Annotated in this window: 11 protein-coding genes; 9 read left to right on the top strand and 2 right to left on the bottom strand. The window is 63.7% G+C overall.

Going from position 1 to position 15,470, the window contains the following annotated elements:
* Positions 1-197 precede the first annotated feature (197 nt).
* From ABEH28_RS09505 to ABEH28_RS09485, 5 genes are all read left to right on the top strand, one after another.
* Positions 198-947: an SDR family NAD(P)-dependent oxidoreductase gene (locus ABEH28_RS09505; RefSeq protein WP_282373029.1), complete on the top strand. Its 750-nt coding sequence runs from the start codon at positions 198-200 to the stop codon at positions 945-947.
* Positions 948-1,035: 88 nt separating this feature from the next.
* Positions 1,036-2,334 carry an MFS transporter gene (locus ABEH28_RS09500; protein ID WP_192172163.1) on the top strand — a complete coding sequence of 433 codons (1,299 nt, stop codon included), beginning with the start codon at positions 1,036-1,038 and terminating at the stop codon, positions 2,332-2,334.
* Between the two features lie 18 nt (positions 2,335-2,352).
* Positions 2,353-3,201, top strand: a complete 849-nt coding sequence (locus tag ABEH28_RS09495) for a transketolase (RefSeq protein ID WP_346629770.1) — start codon at positions 2,353-2,355, stop codon at positions 3,199-3,201.
* The gene (locus ABEH28_RS09490) at positions 3,198-4,205 is read left to right on the top strand and encodes a transketolase family protein (protein ID WP_346629769.1); all 1,008 of its coding nucleotides are present in this window, start codon (positions 3,198-3,200) and stop codon (positions 4,203-4,205) included. The genes ABEH28_RS09495 and ABEH28_RS09490 overlap by 4 nt, the downstream gene beginning before the upstream one ends.
* A gap of 59 nt (positions 4,206-4,264) precedes the next feature.
* Positions 4,265-5,209 carry an alpha/beta hydrolase gene (locus tag ABEH28_RS09485; RefSeq protein WP_346629768.1) on the top strand — a complete coding sequence of 315 codons (945 nt, stop codon included), beginning with the start codon at positions 4,265-4,267 and terminating at the stop codon, positions 5,207-5,209.
* Between the two features lie 10 nt (positions 5,210-5,219).
* On the opposite strand, the gene ABEH28_RS09480 is transcribed toward ABEH28_RS09485, so the two are convergent.
* The gene (locus ABEH28_RS09480) at positions 5,220-8,105 is read right to left on the bottom strand and encodes an EAL domain-containing protein (protein ID WP_346629767.1); all 2,886 of its coding nucleotides are present in this window, start codon (positions 8,103-8,105) and stop codon (positions 5,220-5,222) included.
* 309 nt (positions 8,106-8,414) lie between these two features.
* Between ABEH28_RS09480 and ABEH28_RS09475 the strand changes: the two genes are divergently transcribed.
* From ABEH28_RS09475 to ABEH28_RS09460, 4 genes are all read left to right on the top strand, one after another.
* Positions 8,415-9,479, top strand: coding sequence for an NAD(P)-dependent alcohol dehydrogenase (locus ABEH28_RS09475; protein ID WP_074884816.1), 1,065 nt, complete (start codon positions 8,415-8,417; stop codon positions 9,477-9,479).
* Between the two features lie 390 nt (positions 9,480-9,869).
* Positions 9,870-10,541 (top strand): (2Fe-2S)-binding protein, encoded by a 672-nt coding sequence (locus ABEH28_RS09470; RefSeq protein ID WP_192172169.1) that lies wholly within the window; start codon positions 9,870-9,872, stop codon positions 10,539-10,541.
* On the top strand, positions 10,541-11,524 hold the full coding sequence (locus tag ABEH28_RS09465) for a xanthine dehydrogenase family protein subunit M (RefSeq protein WP_346629766.1): 984 nt from the start codon (positions 10,541-10,543) through the stop codon (positions 11,522-11,524). Before ABEH28_RS09470 ends, ABEH28_RS09465 begins: the two co-directional genes overlap by 1 nt.
* Positions 11,525-11,538: 14 nt before the next feature.
* Positions 11,539-13,770, top strand: coding sequence for a xanthine dehydrogenase family protein molybdopterin-binding subunit (locus tag ABEH28_RS09460; protein ID WP_346629765.1), 2,232 nt, complete (start codon positions 11,539-11,541; stop codon positions 13,768-13,770).
* Positions 13,771-13,977: 207 nt separating this feature from the next.
* Here ABEH28_RS09460 and xylB read toward each other — a convergent pair whose 3' ends face one another.
* Positions 13,978-15,462 (bottom strand): xylulokinase, encoded by a 1,485-nt coding sequence (gene xylB / locus ABEH28_RS09455; RefSeq protein WP_346629764.1) that lies wholly within the window; start codon positions 15,460-15,462, stop codon positions 13,978-13,980.
* Between the last annotated feature and the right edge of the window lie 8 nt (positions 15,463-15,470).

The raw sequence follows: 15,470 nt of genomic DNA, 5'->3' as shown, positions 1-15,470 counted from the left end.
TTATCTCCAGACCCGCCATTCAATCACCCGGCACAGGCCGTGACGAGTGCTGAATTTTTTTCAGCATCCAATGACTTTTGCGTCATTGCTCACCCCTGGCACGGAGCACAAGCTGACCTGGCCAGAGAAGTCGGACAGCGAAAAAGTTCGCTTCCCGCTGATCCAGCCCATAACAATAATCACACGAGATCACGCCCATGCTCCTTCAAGGCAAAATTGCAATCATCACCGGCGCTGCCTCTGCTCGCGGTATTGGCCGGGCCACCGCTGCCACCTTCGCCCAACACGGCGCCCGCGTGGTCATCCTCGACCTCGACGAATCCGCCGCCCGCGACGCCGCCGCTTCACTGGGCGAAGGTCATCTGGGCCTTGCCGCCAATGTCGCCGACGAAGCGCAGGTGAAACAGGCCGTCGCGCGGGTCATCGAGCACTTTGGCCGCATCGACGTACTGATCAACAACGCCGGCATCACCCAGCCCCTCAAGACCCTCGATATTCGCCCCGGCGACTACGACAAAGTGCTCGACGTCAGCCTGCGCGGTACCTTGCTGATGTCCCAGGCGGTGATTGCGCTGATGCGCGAGCAAAAATCCGGCAGCATCGTCTGCATGTCGTCGGTCTCGGCACAACGTGGCGGCGGCATTTTCGGCGGGCCTCACTACAGCGCAGCAAAGGCTGGCGTACTGGGCCTGGCCAAAGCCATGGCTCGGGAACTGGGCCCGGACAACGTGCGCGTGAACTCCATTGCGCCGGGCCTGATCCACACCGACATCACCGGCGGCCTGATGCAGGACGAGCGCCGCCACGCCATCATCGACGGCATCCCGCTGGGCCGACTGGGCGCGGCGCAGGATGTCGCCAACGCCGCGCTGTTTCTGGCAAGCGACCTGTCGTCCTACCTGACCGGCATTACCCTGGACGTGAACGGCGGCATGCTCATTCATTGATGTTTTCTGCGCCGGCCGAGGTCGTCGGCGCTGTTCTGAATCGACGTTTCAGCCGCAGCTGACCATAAAAACAAGAGATCAGACCATCATGACTACCCTCTCCCTGGATGCGGTCGTTTCCGTCCGCACCACTGCCTACCGCAAAACCGCCTGGCGGCTGATGCCATTCCTGATGCTGTGCTATCTGTGCGCCTACCTGGACCGGGTCAACGTCGGCTTCGCCAAGCTGCAGATGATGAACGACCTGGCCCTGAGCGAAGCGGTGTACGGGCTCGGCGCCGGCATGTTCTTCCTCGGCTACTTTCTCTGCGAAGTGCCGAGCAACCTGATCCTGCACCGGGTCGGCGCCCGCCGCTGGATTGCCCGCATCATGATTTCCTGGGGAATCATCTCCGCCCTCTTCGCCTTCGTTGAAACCGCCTGGCAGTTCTACGGCCTGCGCTTTCTGCTGGGCATCGCCGAAGCCGGCCTGGCGCCGGGTCTGCTGTTGTACCTGACCTACTGGTTTCCGTCCTATCGCCGCGCACGAATGACCGTGCTGTGGTTCATCGCCATCCCGCTGTCGGGAATGATCGGCGGGCCGCTGTCCGGGCTGATCATGACCCGTTTCGCCGGCGTGCACGGCTGGGCCGGCTGGCAATGGATGTTTGTGATCGAGGCCATTCCCACCCTCATCGTCGGGCTGCTGGTACTGAGCTACCTCAAGGACGGCGTGCACCAGGCCACCTGGCTCAACGACGAGGAAAAGGAGCTGGTCAACAAGGAGCTGGCCGAGGACAACAGCCAGAAAGTCACCCACAGCTCGGTCGGGGAGTTCATTCGCGACAGGCGTCTGTGGCTGCTGGCCTGCATCTATTTCTGCGTGGTCATGGGTCAGTACGCGATCACCTTCTGGCTGCCGACGCTGATCCGCAACGCCGGCGTCGCCGACCCGCTGCACATCGGCCTGCTCACCAGCCTGCCGTACATGTGCGCCATCGCGGCCATGCTGTTAATGGGCCGCAGCGGCGACAAGCACCGCGAGCGGCGCTGGCATCTGGTGGCCCCGATGATCGCCGGCGCTGTTGGCCTGTCGCTGGCGGCGCTACTGGGCGGCAATCTGCTGCTGTCGGTGCTCAGCCTGTGCCTCGCCGCCTCCGGTGTGCTTTCGGCGTCGTCACTGTTCTGGATGCTGCCGACCACGCTGCTAGGCGGCGTTTCCGCCGCCGCAGGGATCGCCGGGATCAACAGCTTCGCCAACCTCGCCGGCTTCTGCTCGCCGTACCTGATCGGCTGGATCACCACCTCCACCGGCTCAAGCGCCATCGGCATGTACCTGATTACCGGCGTGTTGTGCATCGGCGCCCTGCTGGTGTTGCGCATCCCCGCCGCGTCCGTCAATCGCTAACAAAGAGAAGCCACTCACATGAACATCAGTCCATCACATCAACCGGCGCTGTCGCTGGCCCAGCGCGCCTTCAATATCAGACGCCACGCCCTGCGCATGGGCCAGGTTCAGGGCCAGGGTTATGTCGGGCAGGCATTGGGCGCGGCCGATCTGCTCGCCGTGTCTTACTTCCACGCCTTGCGCTACCAGCCCCGGGACCCGGACTGGGAAGGCCGCGACCGCTTTTACCTGTCCATCGGTCACTACGCCATCGCGCTGTACGCCGCGTTGATCGAGGCCGAGATCATCCCCGTGGACGAGCTGGAAACCTACGGCGCCGACGATAGCCGCCTGCCCATGTCGGGAATGGCGGCGTACACGCCGGGCATGGAAATCACCGGAGGCTCGCTGGGCCACGGACTGGGCATCGCCGTCGGCGCGTGCCTGGGGCTCAAGCGCAAGCAGGCCGCCTCCTTCGTCTACAACCTGCTTTCCGACGGCGAACTGAACGAAGGCTCGACCTGGGAAGCGGCGATGTCCGCATCGCACTGGAAGCTGGACAACCTCATCGCGATCATCGACGTCAACAATCAGCAGGCCGACGGCCATTCCAGCGAGGTGCTGGCGTTTGAACCTATCGTTGACCGCTGGCAGGCCTTCGGCTGGTTCACCCAGCGCGTGGACGGCAATGACATCGAGGCGTTGGTCACCGCCTTCGATGCCGCACGCAACCATGTCGGCGCGCAACCACGGGTAATCATCTGCGACACCAAAATGGGCAAAGGCGTGGAGTTTCTGGAGACGCGCGAGAAAACCCACTTCATTCGCGTCGATGAAAACGAGTGGGACCTGGCACTGGAAAACCTGCAAATCGGGAGAACGGCATGAGCGCACTGACCCACAACGAGCCCGGCAAGAAACGCCTGACCACGTCGGCGATGATTGCCTCGATCGCCTCCGAAGGCCAGGCCACGCGCCCGGCACCCTTCGGCCACGTATTGGCCGCCCTGGCAGAGCAGCGCGCGGACATCGTCGGGCTCTCCGCCGACCTGTCGAAATACACCGATCTGCACATTTTCGCCAAGGCCCACCCGGAGCGCTTCTACCAGATGGGCATGGCCGAGCAGTTGCTGATGAGTGCCGCAGCCGGCATGGCCCGCGAAGGCTTCGTGCCCTTCGCCACCACGTACGCGGTATTCGCGTCGAGGCGGGCCTACGACTTCATCTGCATGGCCATCGCCGAAGAAAACCTCAACGTCAAAATCGTCTGCGGATTGCCCGGCCTCACCACTGGGTACGGCCCGAGCCATCAGGCAACCGACGATCTGGCAATCTTCCGGGCCATGCCCAATCTGATGATCGTCGACCCCTGCGACGCGCTGGAAATCGAACAAGCGGTGCCAGCCATCGCAGCGCATCAGGGCCCGGTGTACATGCGCCTGTTGCGCGGCAACGTTCCGCTGGTGCTCGACGAATACGGCTACACCTTCGAGATCGGCAAGGCCAAGACCCTGCGCACCGGCAACGATGTGCTGATCATCTCCACGGGGCTGATGACCATGCGCGCGCTGGAAGCGGCGAAGGCGTTGCAGGCCGATGGCATCGACGTAGCAGTGCTGCACGTGCCGACCGTCAAGCCGCTGGACGAGCAGACCCTTCTCGCCGAAGCGCGAAAACCCGGGCGGTTGGTGGTGACGGCGGAAAACCATTCGATCATCGGCGGGCTGGGTGAAGCGGTGGCGACGGTGCTGTTACGTAACGGAGTCACCCCGACGTTCCGGCAGATCGCCCTGCCCGACGCCTTCCTCGACGCCGGCGCCCTGCCGACGCTGCATGACCGCTATGGAATTTCCACCCCGGCGGTGTGCTCGCGTATCAAGGCGTGGCTGTAAGCGCAGAACAACGGGGGGGGGGGGCTTTCCAGTCCCCCGTCTTCGCTCAGGAGGTTTGTGTGGACCCCGATCAGTTGCTGGATCCCGAGTACCGTTTCTTCCGCGACGAGGTGTCCAGCGAATGGAGCCGGGACAACCTCGCCGCCATTCGCACACGCATCCACGCTGCGTTCAAACCCGCGGACCTCGCTCGCGGCGAACAGCGCTGGGTCCGTGAACCTGCAAACGGCAACGACCTGCGCCTGTGCCTTTACCGCCCTGACCACAGCGCCGACGCCCATGACCTCCCTGCGATTCTGTACGTGCACGGCGGGGGATTCGTGTTGGGGTGCCCGGAAATGGCCGACGACTACCTGGCGGATCTGGCCAGTGAGTCAGGCGCGCTGATCGTCGCCGTCGATTACCGGCTCGCCCCCGAGCATCCCTTTCCTGCCCCGCTGGAAGACTGCTATCGCAGCCTCCAGTGGCTGCTCCACCAGCAAGCTGCGCTGGGCGTGAATCCCGAACGCATCGTGATCATGGGCCACAGCGCGGGCGGCGGACTGGCGGCGGCGCTGACCCTGCTCGCCCGTGACCGTGGTGACATTTCCATCGCCGGCTCGGTGCTCATGTATCCGATGCTCGACCACCGCACTGGCACCCCTGGGGCTCCCGAGCAAAACCCTGGCGCGGGCAGGTTCAGCTGGTCCAGGGAGGCCAATCAATTCTGCTGGCAGTGCTACCGGGGCGAGTACCTCTGCGACGATGACCGCGCGCTGCTGTTTTCCCCCGCGCTGGCTGATGACCTGAGTCACCTGCCGCCGAGCTTTATCGCCGTCGGTGCGCTGGACCTGTTCCTGGATGAGGACATGGCGTGGGCCGGCAAGCTCTCTCGCAGCGGAGTTCCAGTCGAGCTGCACGTTTACCCCGGCGTGCCACACATGTTCGACTTCCACCCCGGCGCCCTGACGGAGCAGTGCAAAAGGGATGTCGTGCGCGCACTGAGGAAAATGCTGAAACGTTAATTCGCGCCGTTTACCGCAACCCGCTCAAATCCAGCCTGTCCTGGGGCACCGGCATCGAGAAGTAGTAACCCTGAGCCTGACCTGCGCCCATGTCCCGCAGAAGGTCCAGGGTTGCGGCGTCTTCCACGCCCTCCGCCACCACCGTCAGCCCCAGGGATTCGGCCATGCGTACGATGGCGCGAACGATGGCCCGGCTGCGGGAGCTGGTGGTCAGTTCCAGGGTGAAGGACTTGTCGATTTTCAGCCCGCTGAAGTGGTACTGGTGCACGTAACTGAGGGACGAGAAGCCGGCGCCGAAGTCATCGAGGACCACCGACACGCCGTTGTCCGCCAAGTGCTTCATGGCTTGACGCGCCAGTTCAGGCTCGGCCACCAGCGCGCCTTCGGTGAGTTCCAGGCAGATGCGCGACGGCGCCACCCCGTGCTGGCTCAGCAAACCGAGGACTTCGCTGGAAAACTCCGGGCGGGTGATGCTGTAGCTGGAACAGTTGACGTGCACCGTCGGCCAATGGGCATGGTCGGGATGGGCAAGAATCGCCACCACCTGCTGCAGCATGTAGAGGTCCAGACGGCCGATCAGGCGCAGACCTTCCAGCGCCGGCAGAAACTGACCCGGCGCGACGATACGGCCATCGGCCTGACGCCAGCGGATCAGCGCTTCAAGGGCCAGTATCCGGCCGCTGGCCACATCGATGATCGGCTGGAAATACGGCACCAGTTCGTCGGTGCGCTTGAGGGCGTTGCGCAGCGCGGTCTCCTGCTCCATCTGGTCGGACACCTCGCGGCGCACTTCCTGGTTGAACACCGCATAGCTGTCGCGCCCGGCGTTCTTGACCCGGTACATCGCGGTATCGGCGTCGCGAAGCAAATCCGCCGGCTCGCTGTGAAACTGCAGGTCGGCGCCGACCACGCCGATGCTGCAGGATGAAAACACCGCGTGGCCGTCGATGTAGAACGGCACATCGAAGGCCAGGAGAATACGCTCGGCAATCGCCACGGTGACGTCTGGCGGCGCGGCGTACGCCAGCACCGCGAACTCATCGCCGCCCAGCCGAGCGAGCAAATCGCTGTCGCGCATGCAGTGGCGCAAGCGGTCGGCGGCCTGAATCAGCAGCAGATCGCCCGAGTGATGGCCGAGGCTGTCATTGACCATCTTGAAGCGGTCGAGGTCGATGAACATCACCGCCAGTTCCTCGCCCTTTTGAGAGAATTTCTCCCACGCGTCTCTCAGGCGCTGCTGCAAATGGCTGCGGTTGGGCAGTCCGGTCAGCGCGTCGTGGGCGTTTTCGTGTTGCAGCTTGGCGTTGGCGTAGTCCAGCTCCCGGGTGCGGTCCTGAACCCGTGCTTCCAGGCGCAGGTTGGCGGTGTGAATGGCCTCGGCGGCGCTGCGCCGGGACAGTGCCGTGTCAATGTGGCGTGACACGAAGGTCAGCAGCTCCTGATCGCGCAACGAGTAGCTGACATGGGAGGTGTAGCTCTGCACTGCCAGCACACCGCGGACCACATCGCCGTCGAACAGCGGAATGCCCAGCCATGAACTGGACCGGTTGACCTCGTTCTGCAGGGTGATCTCGCCAATGCTTTCCAGCCAGCGGGCCTCCGCGCCGTCGATCAGGCACGGCCGGCGCTGGCGGATGACGTATTCGGTAAAGCCACGCTCGCCACGGCGCGGGTCGGGGCGGCGGGTCAGCCGTTCGTCCACGTAGTACGGGAAGGTCACCTCGCCGGTGGCGTCGTCGAACAGCGCGATATAGAAGTTCAGGGCAAACAGCAGTTCGCCGACGATGCCGTGCAGGCTTTTGAACAGGTCGGTCATGTCGCCGGGTTGACTGGACAGCTCCGTGATCTGGAACAGCGCGCTCTGCAAGTGCTCGGCGCGTTCACGATCGGCCACTTCATTGCGCAGGGCGTCGTTGAGGCGGGACAGCTCAAGGGTGCGGCGGGCGACGGTTTCTTCCAGTTGCGCGCGGTGCAGAATGCGGTCCAGGGCCATGGCCACGTGGCGGGCTACCACCAGAAACAGCTCCTGATCCTCGACGCTGTAGACCCGGGCGACGTCATAGACCTGCATCGCCAGCATGCCGAACACGTCGTCGGAGGCGTTTTTCAGCGGCGCGCCCATCCAGAATTCCGGGCGATGGCCCACGCAGTGGAAGCGATCCAGCACCCGCGCCCGCTCGATGGCGGCGGCATCGACGAACAGCGCCTGCTCGGTGGTCAGCACATAACCGGTCATGGACAGCCGCTCGGGATCGAGAAACTCGTAGGTTTCCGCCTCGAGAGCGTCGAGGTCGGTGATGTCGATGTAATAGGGGTAAGTGATTTTGCCGCTGTGGCTTTCGTACAGGGCCAGGTAGAAGTTTTCCGCGTCGATCAGGGTCGAGAGCTGCTTGTGCACGCCTTGCAGAAACGCCGAACGGTCACGGGTCGAGCTGGCCAGGTAGGTGATTTCATAGAGCACCCGCTGGGTGGCCTGGGCCCGGGCCAGCGCATCGGTCTGCAGGCGCAGGCCCAGACGCCCGGCCAGCTCGGCGAAAAACGGATCGCCGGCGTGCGCGTCCGGCATCAACAGCCAGCCCAGCGCGGACTCGCCATGGCCGGTCACCCAACGCTGCAAATGGTGCTTGCGGCAGTAGCCGTCGAATTCTTCACGGGGTATCAACGTCGGCCAGTCCGTGGCGGAACTGCCCTGCCCCAACAGGTGCATTTGCTGGCCGGCACGGTAAGCGGCCCAGCTCAACTCCGGTGCAGCCTCACGCGCGGCGCGCAGTAGGGCGTCCAGCGAACTCTCCTCGGTCAATCCCCCCACGGCCGACAGGCCGTTATCGCCGGGTGCGGAGATCCGCTCGTCGGCAATCGGCGTGTACCCGGAGAGGGTGGAAAGTGGGGAATTCATAGGCGCTCCATTGCCAGCGTCGGACTGAGCTATCTTCATGGGGTGTGACAGAAGGTTGCAAGCGGCTTATTCGGATTTGCGGTCTATTCGCGACGAAAAAACCGTATTCCACGACATTTATTGAAATCACACGCTGCACAGCCCTATAGCGGCCCGCAAACGGAAAGATTTAACCCGGCACTCTATTCACACGGCTCGTCAAACAGCCCGGCAGTGACGGTTTCATGTTTCGGCATTGACCTTTGCGCGCCCTCGCCTGTCACTGATTGCTGTTACCCGTCTTTTTGCCCCACTGGAGATGATCACCCCATGATCAAGACTTACAGCTACGCCGCGCAAAAACCCACTGACAAGCTGGCTCCGTTGCAGATCGAACGCCGCGAGCCGGGCGCCGATGACGTGCAGATCGACATCCTGTTCTGCGGCGTCTGCCACTCGGACCTGCACACCGCGCGCAACGAGTGGAACAACACGCTGTATCCATCGGTGCCGGGCCACGAGATCGTCGGCAAGGTCACCGCGGTCGGCGCCAACGTCACCCACTTCAAGGTCGGCGATCTCGCTGGCGTCGGCTGCATGGTCGACAGCTGCCAGCACTGCGCGTCCTGCGCGGAAGGCGAAGAGCAATACTGCGAAAACGGCTTCACCGGGACCTACAACGGCCCCGTGTTTGGCGGCGAGAACACCTTCGGTGGCTACTCCGACAAGATCGTCGTGAAAGAGAAGTTCGTCCTGAAGATTTCCCACAGCGACAACCTGGCCGCCGTCGCGCCGTTGCTCTGCGCCGGGATCACCACTTACTCGCCGCTGCACCACTGGAAAGTCGGCCCGGGCAAGAAGGTGGGCGTTGTCGGGCTGGGCGGTCTCGGTCACATGGCGGTGAAGATCGCTCACGCCATGGGCGCCCACGTGGTGCTGTTCACCACCTCGCCGAACAAGCGCGAAGACGGCCTGCGCCTGGGCGCCGATGAAGTGATCGTGTCGAAAAACGCCGATGAAATGGCGACCCAGACCAATCAGCTCGACTTCATCCTCAACACCGTGGCGGCGCCGCACAACCTTGACCCGTTCCTGAACCTGCTCAAGCGCGACGGCACCATGACCCTGGTCGGCGCGCCGGATCAGCCGCACCCGTCGCCAGGCGTGTTCAACCTGATCTTCAAGCGCCGCAGCATTGCCGGCTCGCTGATCGGCGGCATTCAGGAAACCCAGGAGATGCTGGATTTCTGTGCCAGGCACGGCATCGTCTCCGACATCGAGATGATCCACATGAAGGACATCAACGAGGCCTACGAGCGCATGATCAAGGGTGACGTGAAATACCGTTTCGTCATCGACATGGCGACCCTGAAAGAAGAAGCGTCGGCCGCCTGATGCCTGGGGTACCCGGGTGCGGTTTCGCCGCCCCGGGCACTCGTAACATGCTGTGATTTTTCCACTCGAGAAATATCCGCAACCATCCCCCGGTGCTTCGGTCACAACCCTTGAGCCATGGCCAGCACCGCCTGCTTTCCTGATCCCGACAAGGCGCCAGCCCTCGCTGCTGACACAAGCGCCACGGATTAGAGAGCACGACTCACAAGTGCATGCACGGATTCAACCGAATGCAGTGCCTGCGCATTGGTTATCGTTGAAGACTGCCGTCTTTTGAAGACTGCCCTTGGCCCCAGCCATACCGGATACCGTTCCACCTGCCGTCCCTGCCCGCGCGTCCGCCCACCGTCGGCCGCCAGGTCTGACCCAACGCTGACGAGGAACCCGCTCATGACCGATCAGCCTGATCGCCCCAACAAAGAAGAACTGTCTTGTGACCTCAAGGCCTTTACCGTCCCGTCCCGCCGCAACTTCCTGAAGTCCATCGGCGTGTCCAGCCTCGCTGCCGCGACGGCGCCGATCTGGACCCAGGCGCTGGCAGCCCAGGCCGCCGTCGCCGATGACATTGATCCGCCCGCGCCAGACGAGCGGCGCATGACCCTGAAAGTCAACGGCCAGGCCCACACCCTGAACCTGCCGGCCAACGCGGCGCTGCTTGATGTGCTGCGCGATCGCCTGCAACTCACTGGCACCAAGAAAGGCTGCGACCACGGCCAGTGCGGCGCTTGCACCGTCCACGTCAACGGCGTGGCGATCAACTCATGCCTGTCCCTCGCGGCGATGCACGAAGGCGATGACATCACCACCATTGAAGGCCTGGCCCAGAACGGCAAGCTGCACCCGGTGCAGGAAGCCTTCTGGGAACACGATGCCTACCAGTGCGGCTATTGCACCTCCGGGCAGATCATGAGCGCGGCGGCGTTGTTGAAAGACAAAAACATCGGCACCGACGACCACAGCGTGCGCGAAGCCATGAGCGGCAACATCTGCCGTTGCGGCGCCTACAAGAACATCCTCGCGGCGATCCAGTCGGCGCGCATCAACGTCCAGGAGGTGAGCTGATGAGAGCCTTTGATTACGTGCGCGCCAACAGCGTCGAACAGGCGGTGGCAACCCACGCGAAAAGCCCGACGACCTTCTTTCTCGCCGGCGGGACGACGTTGCTGGACTTGGTCAAGCTGGACATCATGCCGGCGGATCAGGTGATCGACGTCAACCACCTCTCGCTCAAGCAGATCGAAGTGCAAAAGGACGGCAGCGTGCGCATCGGTGCGCTGGTCAGCAATACCGAACTGGCCCATCACCCGCACATCGTCGAGCACTATGCCGTGCTGTCCCAGGCGTTGCTGTCCGGCGCCACCACTCAACTGCGCAACAAGGCCACGACCGCCGGGAACGTGATGCAACGGGTGCGCTGCAACTATTTTCGCGACGGTTATTCACCGTGCAACAAGCGCGAGCCGGGCTCGGGCTGTGCGGCCATTGACGGCCACAACCGCAGTGTTCACGCGGTGCTCGGCACCAGCGACCAGTGCATCGCGACCCATCCTTCGGACATGTGCGTGGCGATGGTCGCCATTGGCGCGACCGTCGAGGTGCAAGGGCCGAAGGGCAAGCGCAGCGTGGACTTCGCTGACTTCCACCTGCTGCCCGGTGCGACGCCGTGGAAAGAGCACGCGCTGCTGGACGATGAGTTGATCACCCATGTGGTGCTCGCCGCGCCGCTGGCCGGTAACAAGTCTGCGTACCTGAAGCTGCGAGATCGCGCCTCGTACCAGTTCGCCCTGGCGTCCAGCGCGGTGATCGTCGTCATGGATGGCAACACCGTGCGTGACGCGCGGGTGGCGCTGGGCGGGGTCGGCACCAAACCCTGGCGCTCGGTTGAAGCCGAGCAGGCGCTCAAAGGCCAGCCGTTGACGCCGCAGACCCTCGAGAAAGTCGCCGCCATCGCCCTCAAGGGCGCCAAAGCCTATCGCCACAACGCCTACAAGATCGCATTGGGGCAGCAGGCCATCGTGCGCAACCTCGGCACCTTGAACGCCTGACCGGAGGATTCACCATGACTGATGCAATGATTGGCTCGGCACCCCGCCGCATCGATGGCCAGCGTAAGGTCACCGGCAGCGCGATGTACGCGTCCGACCATCACCTGAAAAATATGGCTTACGGCTACGGCGTGTTCAGCACCGTCGCCAGCGGCAAGATCACCGAACTGAAGCTGGACGACGCGCGCAAATCCCCCGGCGTGCTGGAGATTCTGCACCACGGCAACTTCCCCTCGCTCTACCACAACTCGACGCTGCCGATGTCCTTCGCGCAAATCCTCAAAGCGGCCAAGTCCGACGAAAGCCGTCTGCCGTTTGAAGACGACACGGTGCATTACGCCGGGCAGTTCGTTGCCCTGGTGGTGGCCGATACCTTTGAGCACGCGCGGGCCGCGGCCTACAAGATCAAAGTCAGCTACAGCAAGACCGACGCCGTGGCCAATCTCGACCAGGGCCTAAAAGCCGGCGCCTTGCAGGACGGCAGCCCGAACCACACCCGGGGTGATGCCGCCGCTGCGTTCGACAGCGCCGCCCACAGCATCGACGCCACCTACTCGACGCCGGTCGAAACCCACAACCCGATGGAAATGCACGCCACCGTTGCCAGTTGGGAAGACGGGCGCCTGATCGTTTATGAAGCCACCCAGGGCGTGGTCGCTCACCGCAATTCCCTGGCGAAAATCTTCGGCCTGATCCCGGAGAAGGTCGAGGTGCGGGCGCCGTTCATTGGCTCCGGCTTCGGCAGCAAGCTGTGGATCTGGCCCCATTCGGTCGCCGCCTGCGGCGCGGCCAAGGTGCTCAAGCGCCCCGTGCAACTGGTGGTGCCGCGTCAGCAGATGTTCACCACCACCGGCCACCGCCCGGAAACACGGCAGCGCATGCGCCTGGCGACCGATGACAAAGGCAAGCTGGTGTCGGTGCGCCACGAGTCCATCAACACCACCTCCTTCACCGACCCGTACAAGGAAAACTGCGGCACCTCGACCAAGAGCCTTTATAGCTGCGCCAATGTGCTGGTCACCCACAAGATCATCGAGGTCAATCGCGGCACGCCCACCTCCATGCGCGCGCCGGGTGCAGCGCCGGGGCTGTTCGCGCTGGAATCGGCCATGGACGAGATGGCCGATAAAGTGGGCATGGACCCCCTTGAGTTCCGCAAGCTCAACGTTTCCGAGCGCGACGAAAGCCAGAACCTGCCGTGGTCGAGCAATCATCTGCAGGAATGCATCGACAAGGCCGCCGAACGCTTTGGCTGGAGCAAACGCAACCCGACGCCGGGGTCGATGAAGGACGGCACCGAGATCATCGGTTATGGCATGGCCGCCTGTAACTGGGACGCCTATCGCACCCCGGCGGAAGCGCAAGTCGTGCTGCGCGCCGACGGCACGGCCTGGGCCATTTGCGGTGTGCAGGACATCGGCACCGGCACCTACACCATCGTTGCTCAAGTGGTCAGCAGCATCACCGGCATTCCGCTGGACAGGATCGAAGTGGAGCTGGGCAATTCGTCGTTCCCGCCGGCGCCGGTGTCCGGCGGCTCATGGGCAACGGCGAGCGTGCTGCCAGCCATCGCCGAAGCCACCCGCCAGGCCGTCGAACAGCTGAAGGCGTTCGCGACCGCGCCCAAGGGCGTGTTTGCCGGAGCCGAGGCCGATCAAGTGAGCTTCGAGCAGGGTCAGTTGAAAAGCGGCGACAAGACCTTTGCCATCGCCGATGTGCTCAAGGCGCAGAAGCAGGGCAGCGCCTTTGGTGAAGCGAAAACCGGCATGAACGACACCAGCAAGCACTCGTTCCGCTCCTTCGGCGTGCATTTTGCCGAAGTGCGCTGGGACCCGGGCATCTCACGGCTGCGGGTGTCGCGGGTGGTCAGTGCCATCGACGTGGGCAAGGTGATCAACCAGAAAACCGCGCTCAATCAGGTTGAAGGGGCGATCGTCATGGGCGTCGGCATGGCGCTGTTTGAGGCGACCGACTTCGACGAGCGCAACGGCATGCCGGTGAACAACAACTACGCCGAATACGTGGTGCCGGTGCACGCTGACCAGCCGGAGATCGATGTGATCCTGCTGGACTACCCGGACTTCGAGCTCAACGAATTCGGCGCACGCGGGATCGGCGAGATCGGGATTACCGGGCTGGCGGCTGCGGTGGCGAATGCGGTTTCACACGCCACCGGTAAACGCATTCGCGACCTGCCGATCACGCTGGATAAATTGATGGAGCTGCCGCCGACGATGAAGGTTTAAGCCGGAAATTTCGGCGCGCTCGCTGCCCTCTTCCCGGGTGTAGGACCGGCTTCAGCCGGGAAGCCTTTGATTTGATGATCGTTCCCACGCTCTGCGTGGGAATGCCGCACTGGACGCTCCGCGTCCCAAAAGCTGACGCGGAGCGTCACGGGATGCATTCCCACGCGGAGCGCGGGAACGATCAAATCGCCTACGAGTGGTGGAATCTCACTCCCGCAATCCCTGCGCCGCACCCAGCAAGCCTTTGAATTTCCCGTAACGCGCGCTCAATACATCCTGCACCGCCGGCATCGGCTGATACCGCGCCTTCTCCGCCATCCCCTGCCCCAACAGCTCAGCCCCCTCACCGATCGACAGCAACCCCAGTTTCGCGGCACCAATGCACGCGCTGAGTTCGCTGCCGTGCAAGGTGTACACCTCGCGATCCAGGATGTTGGCAAGCAATTGCGCCCAGTATTCGCTGCGTGCCCCGCCGCCCACCAGGGCGCAGGCGTTGACCGTGGCCCCTGCGGACAACGTGGCGTTCATCGCGTCCAGCAGCCCGAAACCGACGCCTTCAAGCACCGCGTAACCCAACATCGCCGGCGTGCTGTCGTGCCCCAGGTTCATGAATCCCCCGCGCAACAGCGGGTCGTTGTGGGGCGTGCGCTCGCCCGCCAGGTACGGCAGAAACAGCGGACTGGAAATCGCCACCGGCTGATCGACCGGCCATTGCGCGTGAACCAGATCGAGCAAGGCCTGCTCACTGGGCTGACCCAACAATCGGGTGACCCAGCGCAGACAGCTCGCCCCGGCCAGCATCGCGCCCATGGTGTACCAGCGCTGCGGCAACGCGTGGCAAAAACTGTGCACGGCGCTGGCCGGATTGCCCGCCGGATGATCGGTGATCGCGACGATCGCCGCGCTTGTGCCGAGGGTGACAAAGGCATCGCCGGCGTTGACCGCGCCGATGCCCACCGCCGAAACCGGGTTGTCACCCCCACCTGCGGCCACGGGCAGACCCAACGGCAAACCCAGCGCATCCGCCGCCTCAGCGCTCAGCCCGGCGGATAATTGATCCGCTTCCAGCAACCGAGGCATGTGCTCGACCGTCAGCCCTGTGGCGTGGAGCATCGGCGCGTACCACTCGCGCTTTGCCACATCCAGCCACACCGTGCCAGCGGCGTCAGACATGTCACTGACCTGCTCGCCGGTCAGCAGCAAACGCAGGTAATCCTTCGGCGACAGCACGCTGGCAATGCGCGCAAACAGCTGCGGTTCGTGCTGCTGCATCCACAGAAGTTTCGGCGCAGTGAGCCCGGCCATGGCCAGGCTGCCGGTGACCTCCGCGTAATCCGGGAAGTCTTGGTTCAACTGCGACGCCTGAAGCACCGTGCGGGAGTCGTCCCAAAGAATCGCCGGGTACAGCACTTGTTCTGCGGCATCCAGCAGAACCGCGCCGTGCATCTGCCCCGATAAACCGATGCAACCGACCCGCGCCCATGCCTGAGGATCGTTTGTCCGCAACTGCCCGAGCGCAGATAGGCAGGCCTGCCACCAATCGGCCGGGTTCTGCTCCGACCAACCCGACTGCCGGCGGCTGACTTCCACCCGGGCACCGGCCTGGGCCAGCACTTCGCCCTTGGCGCTCAGCAACATGGCCTTCAGCTCGGACGTGCCGAGGTCGATGCCCAGGGAAACAAGCTGCTTCATGAAGGTGT

The organism is Pseudomonas sp. Ps21-P2 (assembly GCF_039672565.1).
Lineage (GTDB): Bacteria > Pseudomonadota > Gammaproteobacteria > Pseudomonadales > Pseudomonadaceae > Aquipseudomonas.
This window is presented reverse-complemented; position numbering and strand designations above follow the sequence as displayed.

Excerpts from the sequence above, each read along its gene's own strand:
- ABEH28_RS09505 (WP_282373029.1), top strand. The coding sequence starts at position 198 with ATGCTCCTTCAAGGCAAAATTGCAATCATCACCGGCGCTGCCTCTGCT.
- ABEH28_RS09500 (WP_192172163.1), top strand. The coding sequence starts at position 1,036 with ATGACTACCCTCTCCCTGGATGCGGTCGTTTCCGTCCGCACCACTGCC.
- ABEH28_RS09495 (WP_346629770.1), top strand. The coding sequence starts at position 2,353 with ATGAACATCAGTCCATCACATCAACCGGCGCTGTCGCTGGCCCAGCGC.
- ABEH28_RS09490 (WP_346629769.1), top strand. The coding sequence starts at position 3,198 with ATGAGCGCACTGACCCACAACGAGCCCGGCAAGAAACGCCTGACCACG.
- ABEH28_RS09480 (WP_346629767.1), bottom strand. The coding sequence starts at position 8,105 with ATGAATTCCCCACTTTCCACCCTCTCCGGGTACACGCCGATTGCCGAC.
- ABEH28_RS09475 (WP_074884816.1), top strand. The coding sequence starts at position 8,415 with ATGATCAAGACTTACAGCTACGCCGCGCAAAAACCCACTGACAAGCTG.
- ABEH28_RS09470 (WP_192172169.1), top strand. The coding sequence starts at position 9,870 with ATGACCGATCAGCCTGATCGCCCCAACAAAGAAGAACTGTCTTGTGAC.
- ABEH28_RS09465 (WP_346629766.1), top strand. The coding sequence starts at position 10,541 with ATGAGAGCCTTTGATTACGTGCGCGCCAACAGCGTCGAACAGGCGGTG.
- ABEH28_RS09460 (WP_346629765.1), top strand. The coding sequence starts at position 11,539 with ATGACTGATGCAATGATTGGCTCGGCACCCCGCCGCATCGATGGCCAG.
- xylB (WP_346629764.1), bottom strand. The coding sequence starts at position 15,462 with ATGAAGCAGCTTGTTTCCCTGGGCATCGACCTCGGCACGTCCGAGCTG.